Source organism: Rhodococcus sp. MEB041 (genome assembly GCF_030208955.1).
Classification (GTDB): Bacteria; Actinomycetota; Actinomycetes; order Mycobacteriales; family Mycobacteriaceae; genus Rhodococcoides.
In genome coordinates, this window is record NZ_JARVSZ010000001.1 from 39017 (window position 1) to 55955 (window position 16939).

Annotated in this window: 18 protein-coding genes; 14 read left to right on the forward strand and 4 right to left on the reverse strand. The window is 68.0% G+C overall.

What is annotated here, in order from left to right; all coding sequences use genetic code 11:
• The first annotated feature begins 27 nt into the window (after positions 1 to 27).
• From QRN16_RS00240 to QRN16_RS00265, 6 genes are all read left to right on the forward strand, one after another.
• The gene (locus QRN16_RS00240) at positions 28 to 1482 is read left to right on the forward strand and encodes an ATP-binding protein (RefSeq protein WP_285184283.1); all 1455 of its coding nucleotides are present in this window, start codon (positions 28 to 30) and stop codon (positions 1480 to 1482) included.
• Positions 1479 to 1823 (forward strand): UBP-type zinc finger domain-containing protein, encoded by a 345-nt coding sequence (locus QRN16_RS00245; protein WP_056441460.1) that lies wholly within the window; start codon positions 1479 to 1481, stop codon positions 1821 to 1823. The genes QRN16_RS00240 and QRN16_RS00245 overlap by 4 nt, the downstream gene beginning before the upstream one ends.
• Positions 1824 to 1898: 75 nt before the next feature.
• Positions 1899 to 2474 (forward strand): DUF6764 family protein, encoded by a 576-nt coding sequence (locus QRN16_RS00250; protein WP_502943966.1) that lies wholly within the window; start codon positions 1899 to 1901, stop codon positions 2472 to 2474.
• A 5-nt stretch (positions 2475 to 2479) separates the two neighbouring features.
• Entirely contained in the window at positions 2480 to 3367 is an 888-nt protein-coding gene (locus tag QRN16_RS00255; RefSeq protein ID WP_285184285.1) for a DMT family transporter, read from the forward strand.
• Between the two features lie 18 nt (positions 3368 to 3385).
• Positions 3386 to 4180, forward strand: coding sequence for an HAD-IIA family hydrolase (locus QRN16_RS00260; protein ID WP_222632042.1), 795 nt, complete (start codon positions 3386 to 3388; stop codon positions 4178 to 4180).
• Complete coding sequence (locus QRN16_RS00265) at positions 4180 to 5055, forward strand: serine/threonine-protein kinase (protein ID WP_285184286.1); 876 nt, start codon at positions 4180 to 4182, stop codon at positions 5053 to 5055. The genes QRN16_RS00260 and QRN16_RS00265 overlap by 1 nt, the downstream gene beginning before the upstream one ends.
• Here QRN16_RS00265 and QRN16_RS00270 read toward each other — a convergent pair.
• Positions 5052 to 6503, reverse strand: coding sequence for an amino acid permease (locus QRN16_RS00270; RefSeq protein WP_197027817.1), 1452 nt, complete (start codon positions 6501 to 6503; stop codon positions 5052 to 5054). The genes QRN16_RS00265 and QRN16_RS00270 overlap by 4 nt on opposite strands.
• A gap of 403 nt (positions 6504 to 6906) precedes the next feature.
• On the opposite strand from QRN16_RS00270, the gene groL reads away from it, so the two are divergent.
• The gene (gene groL, locus QRN16_RS00275; RefSeq protein ID WP_027506274.1) at positions 6907 to 8532 is read left to right on the forward strand and encodes a chaperonin GroEL; all 1626 of its coding nucleotides are present in this window, start codon (positions 6907 to 6909) and stop codon (positions 8530 to 8532) included.
• 99 nt (positions 8533 to 8631) lie between these two features.
• On the forward strand, positions 8632 to 9123 hold the full coding sequence (locus QRN16_RS00280) for an alpha/beta hydrolase (RefSeq protein WP_285184287.1): 492 nt from the start codon (positions 8632 to 8634) through the stop codon (positions 9121 to 9123).
• Positions 9124 to 9179: 56 nt separating this feature from the next.
• On the opposite strand, the gene QRN16_RS00285 is transcribed toward QRN16_RS00280, so the two are convergent.
• Together QRN16_RS00285 and QRN16_RS00290 are read right to left on the reverse strand one after the other, a co-directional pair.
• Positions 9180 to 10019 carry a DUF559 domain-containing protein gene (locus QRN16_RS00285; protein WP_285184288.1) on the reverse strand — a complete coding sequence of 280 codons (840 nt, stop codon included), beginning with the start codon at positions 10017 to 10019 and terminating at the stop codon, positions 9180 to 9182.
• Positions 10020 to 10188: 169 nt separating this feature from the next.
• Positions 10189 to 11103, reverse strand: a complete 915-nt coding sequence (locus tag QRN16_RS00290; RefSeq protein WP_285184289.1) for an oxygenase MpaB family protein — start codon at positions 11101 to 11103, stop codon at positions 10189 to 10191.
• A 54-nt stretch (positions 11104 to 11157) separates the two neighbouring features.
• On the opposite strand from QRN16_RS00290, the gene QRN16_RS00295 reads away from it, so the two are divergent.
• Together QRN16_RS00295 and QRN16_RS00300 are read left to right on the forward strand one after the other, a co-directional pair.
• Complete coding sequence (locus QRN16_RS00295) at positions 11158 to 11739, forward strand: TetR/AcrR family transcriptional regulator (protein WP_285184290.1); 582 nt, start codon at positions 11158 to 11160, stop codon at positions 11737 to 11739.
• Positions 11740 to 11747: 8 nt separating this feature from the next.
• Complete coding sequence (locus QRN16_RS00300) at positions 11748 to 12647, forward strand: alpha/beta fold hydrolase (protein WP_285184291.1); 900 nt, start codon at positions 11748 to 11750, stop codon at positions 12645 to 12647.
• Here the strand turns inward: QRN16_RS00300 and QRN16_RS00305 are convergent.
• Positions 12644 to 12964, reverse strand: coding sequence for a putative quinol monooxygenase (locus QRN16_RS00305; protein WP_027506279.1), 321 nt, complete (start codon positions 12962 to 12964; stop codon positions 12644 to 12646). The genes QRN16_RS00300 and QRN16_RS00305 overlap by 4 nt on opposite strands.
• A gap of 73 nt (positions 12965 to 13037) precedes the next feature.
• Here QRN16_RS00305 and ligD point away from each other — a divergent pair, with 73 nt between their 5' ends.
• The 4 genes from ligD to QRN16_RS00325 all read left to right on the forward strand — a co-directional run bounded on the left by ligD (position 13038) and on the right by QRN16_RS00325 (position 16936).
• Positions 13038 to 13991, forward strand: a complete 954-nt coding sequence (gene ligD, locus QRN16_RS00310) for a non-homologous end-joining DNA ligase (protein WP_285184292.1) — start codon at positions 13038 to 13040, stop codon at positions 13989 to 13991.
• 202 nt (positions 13992 to 14193) lie between these two features.
• Complete coding sequence (locus QRN16_RS00315; RefSeq protein WP_056442274.1) at positions 14194 to 15450, forward strand: class I SAM-dependent methyltransferase; 1257 nt, start codon at positions 14194 to 14196, stop codon at positions 15448 to 15450.
• A complete protein-coding gene (locus QRN16_RS00320; protein ID WP_027506282.1) occupies positions 15447 to 16256 on the forward strand; it encodes a glycosyltransferase family protein in 810 nt (269 codons plus the stop codon). The genes QRN16_RS00315 and QRN16_RS00320 overlap by 4 nt, the downstream gene beginning before the upstream one ends.
• Positions 16253 to 16936, forward strand: a complete 684-nt coding sequence (locus QRN16_RS00325; RefSeq protein WP_285184293.1) for a PIG-L deacetylase family protein — start codon at positions 16253 to 16255, stop codon at positions 16934 to 16936. The genes QRN16_RS00320 and QRN16_RS00325 overlap by 4 nt, the downstream gene beginning before the upstream one ends.
• Positions 16937 to 16939 lie beyond the last annotated feature (3 nt).

Sequence of the window (16939 nt, forward strand, 5' to 3'; positions counted from 1 at the left end):
CGCACGCGTCCCGGAAGCTGGATCATCATGACCGAACTCGACTGCAGCACCGAGGAACTGAAGACGCTGTTCCTCTTCGAGTCGCTCGACGACGAGCAGCTCGAGCAACTGTGTGCCAACGGGCACGTGGAGATGATCGAGGCCGGTCCCGTGTTCGCGGAGGGCGACGACGCCACGTGCTTCTACGTGCTCCTCGACGGGGAACTGGTGCTGACCAAGATGTCCGGCGGCGAGAAGATCGAGGTGAACCGCACGTCGTCGCGGGGCGTCTACGCGGGTGCGTGGCAGGCGTACCTCGGGGACCGCGCCCCGCAGAAGTACATGTCGGGCATGGACGTGACGCGTCCGTCCCGGTTCTTCGTGCTCGACGCCGAGCGGTTCGGAGACCTGGTTCGAGAGTGGTTCCCCATGGCGGTCCACATGCTCGAGGGACTGTTCTTCGGTCAGCAGAGCAGCAAGCAGGTCATCGACCAGCGGGAGCGGTTGCTGGCGCTGGGGTCGCTGTCGGCCGGTCTGACACATGAGCTGAACAACCCGGCCGCCGCGGCGGTCCGTGCGACGGCGGCGCTGCGGGACCGGGTGTCGCACATGCGCCGCAAACTCGGCGTCATCGCCTCGGGTGTCTACGACACCGACTCGCTGACGGGCTTGATCCGTCTGCAGGACGAGGCCGCCGAGCTGGTCGGCAAGGCACCGGATCTGAGTCCGATGGAGGCCTCCGATCGCGAGGACGTGCTCGGTGAGTGGTTCGACGAGCACGGGATCACCGACGGCTGGGATCTGGCTCCCACCTTCGTCCAGGCAGGTATCGACTCGAACTGGCTCGAACGCGTCGCCGCGGACACCGGCAAGGACCTTCTCGAGAGCACAATCCGGTGGCTCAACTACACCATCGAGACCGAGCTGCTCATGAACGAGATCTCCGACTCGACGACGCGGGTGTCGACGCTGGTGTATGCGGCGAAGCAGTATTCGCAGATGGACCGTGCACCCTTCCAGCGCGCGGACCTGCGCGTCCTGCTCAAGAGCACCCTGGTGATGCTCGGTCGCAAGATCGGCGACGACATCACGGTGGTCAAGGACTTCGACCCGGCGCTGCCTCCCGTCGCGGCGTACGCCGCGGAGCTCAACCAGGTGTGGACCAACCTCATCGACAACGCCGTACAGGCCATGGACGGCCGAGGAACGCTCACTCTGCGCACCGCGCGGGAGAACGACACGGCCCTCATCGAGATCGGGGACACCGGCCCGGGGGTTCCGGAGGCGATCCGGTCCCGCATCTTCGAACCGTTCTTCACCACCAAGCCTGTGGGCGAGGGCACCGGTCTGGGCCTCGACATCTCGTGGCGGATCGTGGTGAAGAAGCACGGCGGCGACCTACGGTTGCTGTCGGAGCCGGGAGACACCCGGTTCCAGGTACGAATACCGATCGACGGCCCGGCCGGGGCGCCGATGCCGACCGCAGAGGAGGAAGTCGGATGAGCACGAACGGAATCGACACCGCGGTACCGCCCAGCGGCACGGGCTGCGTGGAGTGCGACGCCACCGACGGGTGGTGGGTGCACCTGCGTCGGTGCGCTCAGTGCGGCCACGTCGGATGCTGTGACTCCTCACCGTCGCAGCACGCGAGTGCCCATGCCGCGACCAGCGGTCATCCCGTCGTGCAGTCGTTCGAACCCGGGGAGACGTGGTTCTGGAACTACGTCACCGAGGAGGGCTTCGACGGGCCCGAACTCGCTGCGCCACAGCATCATCCGATGGACCAGACGGTGCCCGGACCGTCGTCTCGGGTCCCCTGGGACTGGCAGCGCCACGTCCGCTGAACCCAACATCGAATCGTTATGGAGTTACCCGCCGGTAGGGACGAGCGGGCGGTAAGGTCTGCGGTGCATTGCACGATGCATTCTCTCGCACAGCCTCAGGAGCCGTCCGTGTCGTTCATCCCCACCTCGTCCTTCTTCTCCAACGCCACGCGCTCGGATCGAAGTTCCTCTCGTGCAACGCGATTCGGCGCAGCCATCGCGGTCGGCGCCACCATCGCCGCAGGGGCGATCCTCGGTACCGGGGTGGCGTCCGCGGCTCCGGTCACCTGCGTGTCCCCGCCCGCGGCCAACGACATCCAGGTGAGCGACACGGCCAGCTGCGGAGCCAAGGCCACCGGCGCCGGCGTCGCCACGTCGTCGGCGTCCGAGAGCGGTACCGCGGTCAGCGTCGCCGACGGCGGGCGCTCGACGTCGAACGCCACCGGCTTCGGCACCGCGCTGAGTGCCGTTCTGGGAGCTGGTACCTCGTACTCGTACTCCCTCGGTGGCGGCATCTCGCAGTCCTTCGCCACGAACGGAGCCACCTCCGTCGCCATCGCCGGGTACGGCGGCGGCGCGACGGCCAGCACGGTCACGGGCGTGAACTGCGCCGGTCTCAACTCCTTCGCTCTCGACCTCTCCACCGGGCGGTCCTGCATCGCCGGTCTGTAACCGTCGTGAACGCCACCGTCCTGGCGGTGCTCTGCGCCGTCGGGGCGGCGGTGTGCATCGCTGTCGGTACCGTCGTCCGCCAGCGGTCGGCGGCGTCGATCCCCGACGAGTCCGTCGGTCGGCTGGGACCCATCACCACGCTGATCCGCGAGCCGCTGTGGTGGATCGGCACGGTCGTCGGTATCGGCGGCTACGGCCTGCAGGCGGCGGCGTTGGGGCTCGGATCCCTTCTCCTGGTGCAGCCGCTCCTCGTGTTGTCCCTGCTGTTCGCGCTGCCGCTGGGTGCTCGGTTCTCCGGCCGCACCGTGTCGGCGAAGGACTGGCTGTGGGCTGCCGCGCTGACGGCGGCCATCGCGGTCCTCGTCGTCGTGGGCGATCCGCGGCCCGGCGTGGAACGCGCCGAGACGCGGCACTGGGTCGTCGTTCTCTGCGTCGGAATCCCGTTCGTTCTCGCCTGTGTTCTCGGCGCGCGCAGCGGCTCCCGGTCCCGGCGCGCCCTGCTGCTGGGACTGGCCGGCGGTGCGCTGTTCGGCGTCGCGGCCGTGCTGACGAAGAGTGTCGTCCACCTCGCCGGACGCGGACCGCAGCCGCTGCTGACCTCGTTCGAGCCGTACGCGCTCGTGGCCGTGGCCGTGGTCGCGATCTCGCTGCAGCAGTCGGCCTTCCAGGTGGGTGCGTTGCAGGCCTCGCTGCCCGCGACGACCGTGATGGAACCGATGGTCGCGTCGCTGCTGGGATTCGTCGTGCTGGGCGAGTACCTCGACGCCGATCGTGAGGTCACGGTGGTGCTGGTCGTCGCCCTGATTCTCGTGGTGGTCTCGGCGGTGTCCCTGGCCCGGTCCGCGGGCGCGGCCGAGAACGTCGAACCCGCCCATCCTGCCCCGAACCCGTAGCGGCACTAGGCTCGTCGCATGAGTCCGATCGGTGGGGTGCTGTTCGACATCGACGGTGTGCTCATGACCAGTTGGCGTCCCGTGCCCGGGGCCGCGGAGACGGTGAGCACGCTGCGCAGCAACGACGTGGCGTGCGCGTTCCTGACCAACACCACGTCGAAGACGCGGGAGCAGATCTCCGAGGCGCTCACCGATGCGGGCATCGAGGTGCACGCCGACGAGATCGTCACCGCGGCCACTCTCACCGCCGACCACCTGCGGACGCGGTACCCCGGTGCACGGTGCGTCCTCCTCAACAGCGGCCGGATCGCCGACGATCTGCCCGGCGTGGAGTGGGTCGACAGCGATCCGGACGTGGTTGTGCTCGGCGGCGCCGGCGAGCAGTTCACTCACGAGGCGCTCAGCCGGGTCTACGACTGGATGTGTCAGGGCGTGCCCGTCGTCGCGATGCACCGCAGCCTCATGTGGACCACGGCCGAGGGGCTGCGCATCGACACGGGCATGTATCTGACGGGCATGGAATCGGCGTCCGGCCGCACGGCGACGGCCGTCGGCAAGCCGGCGCCGCTCGGTTTCCAGACGTCGGCGGAACGCATGGGCGTCGATCCGGACCTGGTGGTGATGGTCGGGGACGATCTCGACAACGACGTGCTCGCCGCCCAGGTCGTCGGCATGCGCGGCATGTTGGTCCGCACGGGCAAGTTCCGTCAGGAACGCCTCGACCGGCACGCACGCGACCAGTACGCGATGCAACCGGCGTTCGTCGTCGACTCCGTCGCGGACCTGCCGGCGGTGCTGGAGATCGGTCGGTAGTGGTCCTGCGGCCGGGATCCGAGTTCGCGGGGTTCCGCGTCGAGAGACTGCTCGGTCACGGCGGCACCGCCGAGGTGTATCTCGCCCGACGTGGATCGGCACCGCCGGAGACCCTGAAGATCCTGCGTGCGGACGCCCCGCGGGACGCGTTCGCGGCCGAGGTGCGGATCGGGGCCCTGCTGCAGCACCCGAACATCGTCGCGGCGCACGATCACGGCGAGTTCCGCGGGCGGCCGTGGATGTCGATGTCGCACGTCGACGGGTACAGCGCCGCCCGCCTCGTCGCGCGCGGACAGATCCCACTCGACGTCCACCGAGCCGCCCGCATCGTCGACGGCGTGGCGAGAGCCCTCGATCACGCGCACGGGCTCGGGATCGTCCACCGGGACGTCAAGCCGGCCAACATCCTGCTCGCGAGTGTCGCCGATGCGGACACCCGGGAGCAGATTCTGCTGTCCGACTGGGGAATCGCCCGGTCGACGTCCTCGCCGACACCGCTGGTGTCGGACGACGGGACGGTGCTGACATCGATCGGCTACGCGGCACCCGAACTGCTGCGGGGCGGCACGCTCACCGCCCGCACCGACATCTACGCGCTCGGTGCCACCCTCGTCGAACTGCTCACGGGACGGCCGCCGTTCCCGCTGGCCACTCCGTTCGCCGTCATGGACGCCCAGCTGAGGCGGACCCCGCCGTCCGTCAGCTCGCGTCGGGCCGACCTGCCGACCCGCCTCGACGCCGTCGTGCAGCGCGCGCTGGCCAAGGAGCCGCCGGACCGGTTCGCGTCGTGCCACGACCTGAGCGTGGCGGTGGCGCGGGCCCTGAGGGACCACACGCCACCTGAGCCCGACCGGCCCTGGTACCGACGTCGCTAGTCGCTCGGCGTCTCGGGATCCGTCGGCCGGTTCGCGACGACGGGGTACTTGCCCGTGTAGCCCATCCGCTCCTCGGCGACGCTGAGGACGCGGGCCCGGACGAGGAACCAGCCGCCGATGAGCATCGGCACGATGACGACGAGTGTGGCGACGGTCCACGTCCCGATCGGCGCGTCGAGCGCCATGAGCACCAGCACCGCAGCGAGGAACGCGAGCGTCGCGTAGCTCGTGTACGGCGCCCCGAAGAGCCGGAACGACGGCCGTTCGAGGATGCCCTTGCGGCTCCACCGGTAGAGCTGCAGCTGGCAGAGCACGATGGTCGCCCACGAGGCGATGATGCCGAGGGCCGACATGTTGAGCACGATCTCGAACGCCTCGCCGGGTTTGAACGCGTTGAGCGCCACGCCGAGCAGTGTCAGGGCGCCGGTGAGCAGGATGCCGCCGTAGGGGACACCGTTCCGGCTCATCCGCGCCGTGAACGACGGCGCGCTGCCGTTCATCGCCATCGACCGCAGGATGCGGCCCGTGGAGTACAGCCCGGCGTTGAGGCTGGACAGCGCCGCGGTGACCACGACGATGTTCATGATCGTGCCGGCGCCGTCGACGCCGATGCGGGAGAAGAACGTGACGAAGGGGCTCTCCCCGGCCCGGTAAGTCGTGTACGGCAACAGCAGCGCCAGCAGGATCAGCGATCCCACGTAGAACACCGCGATGCGGAAGATGACGGAGTTGATGGCCCGCGGCATGACCTTCGCCGGGTTCTCGGTCTCTCCGGCCGCGGTCCCGACCAGCTCGACGGCCGCGTAGGCGAAGACGACACCCGACGTGACGATGACCAGCGGCCACGCCCCTGTGGGAAAGAGTCCGCCGTTGCCCGAGATGACGCCGAAGCCGGTCGACTGGCCGTCGACGTCGAAACGACCGGCGAGGAAGACGGTGCCGACGACCAGGAACGTCACCAGCGCCGCGACCTTGATCATGGCCGCCCAGAACTCCATCTCGCCGAACCACTTCACCGACACCAGGTTCACGGCGAGCACGATGGCCAGTGCGATCAGGGCGATGGTCCATTGCGGGATGCCCTTGAAGGCGCCCCAGTAGTGCATGTACGTCGCGACGGCCGTGACGTCGACGATCGCCGTCATCGCCCAGTTGAGGAAGTACATCCACCCGGCCGCGTAGGCGGCCTTCTCGCCGTAGAACTCGCGGGCGTAGGAGACGAACGATCCGGAGGACGGGCGGTGGAGCACCAGCTCGCCGAGCGCTCGGAGGATGAAGAAGACGAAGACGCCGCAGACGGCGTAGATGATGAACAGGCCCGGGCCCGCGGACTCGAGGCGGCCGCCCGCGCCGAGGAACAGGCCGGTGCCGATCGCGCCGCCGATGGCGATCATCTGCAGTTGCCGAGGCTTCAGGCCCTTGTCGTAGCCCTCCTCCTCGTGTGCCATCGCCGAGTTGTCGTAACCGGTGTCGACTGCATCGGACACGATGTGGTCCTTTCGTCCGCAGGGGTGGGCGGGTGTATATGTCCGATTCGCGTGGATTCTGTTGTGGCGCGCGACAACTGGTCGCGTCACACATTCTTCTCACGCGTGAGTCGGTCGTCGTTCCGGCACGTGAACACCGTGTGAATCGCGACCACTCGACGACGACCTTGCACTCGACCACCTCGACTGCTAGAAATCTGGTTGGCACTCGCGTACTGTGAGTGCCAGGTCGAAGAGGTGAGATCGGGAATCATCGACACCCCTGGTCGTCCGTCGCGGGCACCGACTCGGCCGGATGTGGAAAGGGAGCGACCCACCCGCGGTCGCTTCGTGTGTCACCCCCAATCCGGAGGATCACTTCGCAATGGCCAAGATCATCGCGTTCGACGAAGAGGCACGCCGTGGCCTCGAACGGGGCTTGAACAGCCTCGCCGACGCAGTCAAGGTGACGTTGGGCCCCAAGGGTCGCAACGTCGTACTCGAGAAGAAGTGGGGCGCCCCCACGATCACCAACGATGGTGTGTCCATCGCCAAGGAGATCGAGCTGGAGGACCCGTACGAGAAGATCGGCGCAGAGCTGGTCAAAGAGGTCGCCAAGAAGACCGACGACGTCGCAGGTGACGGCACCACCACCGCGACCGTTCTCGCTCAGGCACTCGTCCGCGAAGGCCTGCGCAACGTCGCAGCCGGCGCGAACCCGCTCGGCCTCAAGCGCGGTATCGAGGCAGCCGTCGCCGCTGTCACCGAGTCCCTGCTGAAGTCCGCCAAGGAGATCGACACCAAGGAGCAGATCGCTGCGACCGCTGGTATCTCCGCAGGCGACGCGTCCATCGGCGAGCTCATCGCCGAGGCCATGGACAAGGTCGGCAAGGAAGGCGTCATCACGGTCGAGGAGTCCAACACCTTCGGCCTGCAGCTCGAGCTCACCGAGGGCATGCGCTTCGACAAGGGCTACATCTCGGGATACTTCGTCACCGACGCCGAGCGTCAGGAAGCCGTCCTCGAGGACGCGTACATCCTGCTCGTCAGCTCGAAGGTCTCCACCGTCAAGGACCTGCTGCCCCTGCTGGAGAAGGTCATCCAGTCCGGCAAGCCGCTCCTGATCATCGCCGAGGACGTCGAGGGCGAAGCGCTCTCCACCCTCGTCGTGAACAAGATCCGTGGCACCTTCAAGTCCGTCGCCGTCAAGGCACCGGGCTTCGGTGACCGTCGCAAGGCGCAGCTCGCCGACATCGCCATCCTCACCGGTGGCGAGGTCATCAGCGAAGAGGTCGGCCTCTCCCTCGAGGGTGCCGGACTCGAGCTGCTCGGCCAGGCTCGCAAGGTCGTCGTCACCAAGGACGAGACCACCATCATCGAGGGCTCCGGCGACGCCGACGCCATCGCGGGTCGTGTCTCGCAGATCCGTTCCGAGATCGAGAACTCCGACTCGGACTACGACCGTGAGAAGCTGCAGGAGCGCCTGGCCAAGCTGGCCGGTGGCGTTGCAGTCATCAAGGCCGGTGCCGCCACCGAGGTCGAGCTCAAGGAGCGCAAGCACCGCATCGAAGATGCCGTGCGCAACGCCAAGGCAGCTGTCGAGGAGGGCATCGTCGCCGGTGGTGGCGTCGCGCTGCTGCAGTCGGCTCCCGCACTCGAGAACCTCAACCTCACGGGCGACGAGGCCACCGGCGCGAACATCGTTCGCGTCGCCCTCGAGGCACCGCTGAAGCAGATCGCGTTCAACGCCGGCCTCGAGCCCGGCGTCGTCGCGGAGAAGGTGCGCAACCTCCCCCTCGGCCACGGCCTCAACGCCGCGACCAACGAGTACGAGGACCTGCTCGCCGCCGGCATCAACGACCCGGTCAAGGTCACCCGCTCGGCACTGCAGAACGCAGCGTCGATCGCGGCTCTGTTCCTCACCACCGAGGCCGTCGTCGCCGACAAGCCGGAGAAGGCCGGAGCGCCCGCGGGCGATCCGACCGGCGGCATGGGCGGCATGGACTTCTGAGTCCCGCTCCCTGATCGCACGAGAGCCGGTCACCCCCACGGGTGGCCGGCTCTCGGCGTTCCGCGGTGAGTTCCGGCGCCCCGTCGAGTCGGTATCGGTATGACGAGACTCCTGTTCGTCCACGGCGCCGGCGGCGAGGACGACGACGAGCCGATGGCGGAGGAGTTCGGCGCGCTGCTCGGCGCGACGGTCGACATGCCCCGCATCCCGAGCGACGACATGAGCGTCGAGGCGTGGGCAGGACCGATACGCCGCGGCCTCGTGGCGAGTCCCGACGTCGTGATCGCCCACTCCTTCGGCGCCACCGTCCTGCTGCACGTGCTCGCCTCGCTCCCGGTTCCTGCCGCCACGTTGCTCGCGATGCCCGACTGGAGTGCCGCGGGCTGGGACGTCCACCAGTACGAGTGGCCGACCGTCTCGCCGGAGGTCTCCCTGACGCTGCACCACTGCCGCGACGACGACGTGGTGCCGTTCGCGCACCTGGCACTGGCCTCCGCGCGGCTCCCGGGCGCTCGGGTGGTCGAGCACCAGCGGGGTGGGCACCAGTTCGACGGTGCTGTCGGGGAGGTGGTGGCGTCGATGCGGCTGTAGCCACATGATCGTCGACGATTCCGCGCATCCGCAGAATCACCGGTGATCGTGTGTGCTCACCCTCGCGCGAGCGATCGTCGCCGGCGCACCGTCTCGATGATCTCGTCCGCGACTGCGGCCACGCTCGCCTTCACCGTGACAGCGGAGTATCTCAGAACCAGCCAGCCGTCCAACACCAGTGCGTTCTGTCGGCGACGATCGCTGGTGAAGACGTCTGCAGCCGTGTGGAACTCACGCCCATCGATCTCCACCACCACGCGCCCGCGCCGGTCCACCAGATCTCCGTAGTACGGGCCGACCTTGCCATTGATCTCCAGGTGCATGTTGCGGGCGGTGAGAGCTCGCGCCACCATGCGCTCGGGTTCGGACAACGTGTTCGGGCATGCTCGCCGCAACTGTTCGCGCAGCATCCGCATGCCTGTCTTCCCGGCAGCCTCGTCGCACAGCTGAGCCAGGGAACGCCAGCTCACCGCCCGTGACAGCGCCCTGTCGATCACCTTCTCGAACTGCGGCCGGGTCAACGTGCCGGCGACGTCGAGGATCGCGTGTTCGAGGGACACGACAGGTATGTCCCCCAACCATCTGACGTTCGTCAGAGCCCGGCGATGAACACGCACCCAGTTCGGACCACCCGCGTACCCCGTCGGCGGCACCGTCACGTGGACCGTGGAGGGTTCCGCGGGCAGCAGCCCCCAGATCCAGGCTGCGGTGTCGTGGCTGGCGACGGCGTGCGGTTTCCACAGTCGGACCGCCGCACACCTGTCCTCGTACGTGGGTGGTTCGGTGGAGTACACGCCGGGCAGCAGTCGGTGCAGTTCGCCGCGCGCTGCTCTGCGATCGACGGTCGCGCCGCTGATGCCCCCGGCGATCAGCTGTCGTCTGGTGTGGACTCCCATCGGCCGAGTGTGAGTTGCTCGCGTGCTGTCGAGGTCTGGCGGTGGTCCGCGCCTGTGGACGAAGCGCTCGTTCGTGCACAACGAGATCCACCAGCTTGCGTGTGGAGCCACACGATGATGATCGATGTCGCGGTTCTGCACAATCGAGGGCGATTCCGACGACTCAGCCTCAGCGCCCGGGAACGTAGTGCCGCGGGTTCTGCCGACGACCCGCGGGCGGGAGGTTGCGGTCGGGGGTCTCGACCAGCGGGGCGGTAGGGGGGATCCGGCCGGCGGCGCGGTCCAGTCCGGCGCGCGCTCGCGGATGCTTGCGCCGCCGCGCCGGCACGGCCCGGAATGCCACGTTCACCAGGAAACCCAGCCGCCGCAGCCAGCGCTCGTCCCGATCGGTCCAGGTGTAGCCCAGCAGGTCTCGGACAGCCGGGTCGTAGAGCCCGACGGTGATGCGCCGGAAGGTGCGGTCGACGACCGGGCACATCCGGGCCCACAGCCACTCGGGTAGTGGCAGGAACGGTGGCACCGGCACGGACGACATGTCGAGGACCAGGCGCGCGGCCGGGGTGTCCTCGAGAACGGTGCGGCACATCCGGTCCCAGTACGCCTGGAAGTCGGACCACGTCTCGGGCACGGGGCGCATGCTCATGCCGTACAGGCCGTACCACCGTCGGTGCTCGTCGAACAGCAGCTCGCGCTCGGCCTCGGTGATGCCGCCCATGAAGTATTCGGCGGTGCGCATGGTGCCCACGAAGAACGTGGCGTGCGCCCAGTAGAAGATGTCGGGATCGAGGGCGTGGTAGGGCCGCCCGTGAGCATCGAGACCGCTGATGTCGTTGTGGTAGCGCCTGATTCGTTCCGCGGTCTCGGGTGCGCGGTCACCGTCGAACACGACGCCGCCGATGGGATAGAGCGAGCGCATGACGCGCTCCCAGCGCTCGACCTCGAACGTCGAGTGCTCGCTGACGGCCGCGCCGAGACCCGGGTGCATGTTCTGCATCGAGCCGGCCCACGGTCCCTGCAGGATCCCGCGCCAGTCCCCGAACCATCGCCAGGTGAGGGAGTCGGGGCCGAGCGTTTGACTACGCATGTTGTCACCGTAGAGTCGAGCGAGCACGGCAGTCAACAGTGAGGTGTCATCGACGTGACCACGCTCGAGGCGCGACGCGAGCAGCGGCGCGCGGCACTGCTCACGGCCGGGATCGATCTGCTGGGAGCGGTCGGTGGTCCCGCTGTGAGTGTGCGGGCGGTGTGCTCGCGGGCGTCGTTGACCGAGCGCTACTTCTACGAGAACTTCGGCGACCGTGACTCGTTCGTCCGCACGGTGTACACCGCGGTGGCCGAGGAGGGGCGCGATGCACTGGTCCGCGCGGTGGGTCAGGCCCGCCGCCCGGAGGAGCGCGCACGCCGCGCCGTCACCGCGTTCGTCGAGCTCATGATCGACCGTCCCGAACACGGCCGAGTGCTGTTGTCGGCGCCGTTCGCCGATCCGGCGCTGAGCACCTGGGGGCGGCGCACCATGCCGATCTTCGTCGCGCTCATCGGCGACAACCTGCCCGCCGAGTCGAACGACGTCGACCGCCTGCTGACTGCGACCGGTGTCGTCGGGTCGCTGACGGCCCTGTTCACGGCGTACCTCGACGGCGAGATCGTGGTGGAACGGCAGCACTTCGTCGACCACTGCACGGACCTGGTGCTTTCTGCGAGCAACCGACGCACGGCATGATGGCGGGCATGGAGCTGGTGCGCGCAGGAGCGCTCGACGTGGGCGTCGAGCGGTACGGAGACCCAAGCGGCCCGTCGGTCGTGTTGCTGCACGGGTTCCCGTACGACACCCGGTCCTACGACGACGTCGCCCGACTGCTGGCCGACACGGGTGCCGACGTGGTGGTGCCGTACCTGCGCGGTTTCGGGCCCACGCGGTTCGTCGAGGACTCCACGATGCGGTCGGGAGAGCAGGCCGCGTTGGCGCACGATCTGCACGACCTCATCGGGGCGATGGCACTCGACCGTCCGATCGTCGCCGGCTACGACTGGGGTGGCCGCGCGGCGTGCGCGGTGGCGGCGCTGTGGCCCGAGTCGGTGTCGGGTCTGGTCAGCGTGTCCGGCTACCTGGTGCAGGACATCGAGGCTGCCGTGACGACGCCGGCACCGCCGCACCTCGAGAAGCGGTACTGGTACCAGTACTACCTGCACTCGGAGCGCGGCCGCGCCGGCCTCGCTGCCTACCGCGCCGAGATCGCGCAGACGTTGTGGACCGACTGGTCGCCGACGTGGCGGTTCGGAGACTCCGAATTCGCCGCCACCGCAGCATCGTTCGACAACCCGGACTTCGTCGACGTCGCGGTGCACTCGTATCGACACCGGTACGGACTCGCGGCGGGGGACCCGCGGTACGCGGCCACGCAGGACGCGCTCGCCGGGCAGCCGTCGATCACGGTGCCGACCGTCGTCCTCGATCCGACGGAGGACACGGTCGCCGCCCTGTACGGATCGCGCGACCACGGCGCGCACTTCACGGATCTCGTCGACGTGCGTGCGGTCGACGCCGGCCACAACCCGCCGCAGGAACTGCCGGGGGTGTTCGCCGACGCCGTCCGCACGCTCGCCGAGATCGTGGACGCGCGGAACTAGACCGCGAGTTCGCCGAGCTCCGACCAGTCGGTGCCCTCCACCTCGGTGCTGACGATCTTCGGAGTCTCCTGCAGGTACGGCGGGAGATCCTTCTGCGCCTGCTTGAAGTGGTCCGACTGCACGTGTGTCGCACCGGCATCCGGGTCGCGGAAGGCCTCGACGAGGACGTACTCGGTGGGATCGTCGAGTGTGCGCGACCAGAAGTACCAGAGGCATCCCTCCTCCGCCTGGCAGGCCTCGGTGAAGGCTCGCGAGATCTCGGGCCAGTCGTCCGCGTGCTCTGCCTTCACTCGGAACTTGGCGGTGATGAAGATCAAGGGGTGCTCCTTCGCTCGTACGAACTCCGACGTGTTCCTGTGTACCCCCTCGGCCCGCACTAGTATCGCGAACATGGCAGCCACGTCACCGGCGATCGAGCTCGACGTCCGCGGACGCACGGTGCGGGTGTCCAACCCCGACCGCGTGTACTTCCCGGCGAGCGGAGCCACCAAGCGTGATCTCGTCGAGTACTACCTGTCTGTCGGCGACGGCATCGTGCGCGCGCTGCGGGAGCGGCCCTGCATGATGCACCGGTTCCCCGACGGTCTCGCCGGGGAGAAGGTGCACCAGAAGCGGTTGCCGAAAGGCGCTCCGGACTGGATGGAGACGGTGCGGGTCACCTTCCCGCGCTACAACCGCACCGCGGACGAACTCTGCGTCACCGAACTGGCGCACGTGATCTGGGCCGTGCAGATGTCGACGGTGGAGTTCCATCCGTGGAACAGCCGGCGCGCCGACGTGGAGAGTCCGGACGAGTGGCGCATCGATCTGGATCCGATGCCGGACTGCTCCTTCGACCGGGTGCGCCGGGTGGCGGCGGTGACGCGCGAGGTGCTCGACGAACTCGGTGCCGTCGGGTGGCCGAAGACGTCGGGCGGCAACGGGTTGCACGTGTACGTGCGTATCGCGCCGGAGCAGGGCTTCGCCGATGTCCGCAGGGCCGCACTGGCGTTCGCTCGGGAAGTGGAGCGGCGCGCGCCGGACGACGTGACCACGACGTGGTGGCGCAAGGACCGCGACCCGACGAAGTTGTTCGTCGACTACAACCAGAACGCCCGCGACCACACCATCGCGAGCGCGTACTCCGTGCGCGGCAATCAGGACGCGACGGTGTCGACGCCGATCACGTGGGACGAGATCGTCGACGTGGAGCCGCGAGACCTCACCATGTACACCGTGCCGTCCCGACTCGCGGATCTCGGTGATCTGCACGCAGGAATCGACGATGCCGTGTACTCGATCGCCCCGCTGATCGAGTGGGCCGAGCGCGACGAGCGGGCGGGGCTCACCGAACCGGAGGAGTGACCGGATCGTTCCCTATGGCCCGTGTGTTCTCACAACACGCAGCGGAGGTGAGATGTAGTTCGAGCGAATGATTTGGAGCCGGAAACCGGCACAGGGTCTTTTTCTGTGGCAGAATACGTGCAAATCGTACAAAGCAGCGCGTTCGGTCCACCCCGTCGGCGGGGCCCGACACGGACGCGCGGCCTGCCAGTGAGGAATGCTCATGCACTGCCGTCTCTGCGGATCCGCCGACCTCGAGAGTGTCCTCGACCTGGGCGCGACACCGCCGTGCGAATCGTTCCTCACCGCAGCGCAGCTCGACGATCCGGAGCCCACCTTCCCCCTGCACCTGCGTCTCTGCCGAGAGTGCCTGCTGTTGCAGATTCCGGCTCTCGTGTCGCCGGCCGAGACGTTCACCGAGTACGCGTACTTCTCGTCGTTCTCGAGCAGCTGGGTCGACCATGCCCGGACGTTCGTGCAGGAGTCCGTGCGCCGCCTGGATCTGTCCGACGAGTCGTTCGTGGTCGAGGTGGCGAGCAACGACGGCTATCTCCTGCAGCACGTCGTGGACGCCGGAATCCGCTGCCTCGGTATCGAGCCGAGCGTGAACGTCGGTGCGGCAGCGCGTGAGTCCGGTGTTCCGACGGAGACAGCGTTCCTCGATCCGACGACCGCGGCGCAGGTGCGTGCCGCGCACGGGCCGGCGGACCTCGTCGTCGCGAACAACGTGTACGCCCACATCCCGGACGTCGCGGGATTCACCGAGGGGCTGCGCACGCTGGTGTCGGACCACGGCATGGTCAGCATCGAGGTGCACCACGCCCTCCACCTGGTGGCCGACGCACAGTTCGACACGGTCTACCACGAGCACTTCCAGTACTGGACGGTCCTGACGGCGACGAGGGCGCTCGCCCGAGGCGACCTGACCGTCGTGGACGTCGAGGAACTGTCCACCCACGGTGGTTCCATCCGGATCTGGGCGACACCGTCCGCGAACGCCGGCCCGCCCAGCGAGCGCACCCTCGACCTGCTCGCGGCCGAGCAGCGCGCGGGGCTGCATCACGTGGTCGGCTATCGCGGGCTCGAGAAGGCGGCGCGCGGGGTCCGAGCGACGTTGCTCGAGTTCCTCCTCGACTGTCGCCGGCGGGGTGAACGCGTGGTCGGATACGGCGCGCCGGGCAAGGGCAACACCCTGCTCAACTACTGCGGCATCCGAACGGACCTGGTGGAGTACACCGTCGATCGCAATCCCTACAAGCACGGTCGGTTCACACCGGGGACGCGAATCCCGGTGCACCATCCCGATCGCATCGCGGCGGATCGTCCGGACGTGGTCCTGGTCCTGCCGTGGAATCTCGAGAGCGAGCTCACCGAGCAGCTGAGCTACGTCGCCGAGTGGGGTGGGCGCGTCGTGTTCCCACTCCCCGTTCTCCACACCGCCGACATCGGGCGGCTCGACACATCGGAGGCTCTGGCATGAAGGTCGTACTGTTCTGTGGCGGTTACGGAATGCGCATGCGCAACGACCGCAACGACGACATCCCGAAGCCCTTGCAGATGGTCGGGCCCCGTCCGCTCCTCTGGCACATCATGAAGTACTACGCACACTACGGCCACAAGGACTTCGTGCTGTGCCTCGGCTACGGCGCGGCAGCGATCAAGCAGTTCTTCCTGGACTATCACGAGGAGCAGTCCAACGACTTCGTCATGCGCGACGGCAAGGTCGAGTTGCTGAGCACGGACATGAGCGACTGGTCGATCACGTTCGTGGACACCGGCGTCGAGTCGCCCATCGGCGAGAGGTTGCGGCGCGTCCGTGACCACCTTGACGGCGATCCGTACTTCCTCGCCAACTACTCGGACGTGTTGACCGACGCCCCGCTGGACACGATGATCGAGCGTTATCACGAGTCGGGCGCCGTGGCGTCCATGCTGGTGGTGCCGCCGCAGTCGAGCTTCCACTGCGTGGACGTGTCGGAGGCCGGCGAGATCAAGGACATCGTTCCGGTGAGCCGCTTTCCCATCTGGGAGAACGGCGGGTACTTCGTGCTCAGTCAGGAGGTCTTCGACCACATTCCGGAGGGGGGCGATCTGGTCGGCGATGCGTGTATGACACTGGCGGGCCGCGGGGAACTGTTCGGATACCGGCACGAGGGATTCTGGAAGCCGGCCGACACCTTCAAGGAGCGTGCGGAACTCGACAACGACTACGGGCGCGGCATTCGCCCGTGGGCGGTGTGGGAGGGCGATCGGAATCGACCGCCACTGTCGAGCGTCGTCGCGTGATTGGCCTGTCCCCCAGCCGTATCCGCTCGGTGGCGGTGCTCGGGGCGCATCCGGACGACATCGCCATCGGCGCCGGAGGAACGCTCCTCGACCTCACCCGTGGGGGAGATGTCGAGGTGCACGCTCTGGTGTTGTCGGGCGGCGGTACCGAGCGGGAAGCCGAGGAGCGAAAGGCACTGTCGGACTTCTGTTCGGACGGACCGGTGTCGCTCACCGTGCTCGACGTGCCGGACGGCCGCTCCCCTGATCACTGGAGCGCGGTGAAGAACGGACTCGAACAGTTCCGGCGTACGTGCGAGCCCGACGTCGTACTCGCACCGCAGCGGCGCGACGCGCACCAGGATCACCGCCTGCTGGCGGAGCTGGTTCCCACCGTCTTTCGCGACCATCTGGTGCTGGGCTACGAGATCGTCAAGTGGGAGTCCGATCTTCCGACACCCGGTCTCTATTATCCGCTCGCCGACGACGTGGCGGTGCGCAAGGCGGAGCTGCTGTCGCGGCACTACCCCTCGCAGCATCACCACGACTGGTACGACTCCGAGACCTTTCTCGGGCTGGCGCGCGTGCGAGGAGTGCAGTGCCGCAGCAGATATGCCGAGGCGTTCGTCGTGGAGAAGATACTCCTGCACACGGAGAACCTGCGGTCGGACCGTCCGGCACCGCAGACGAAAGGGTCGTGAACA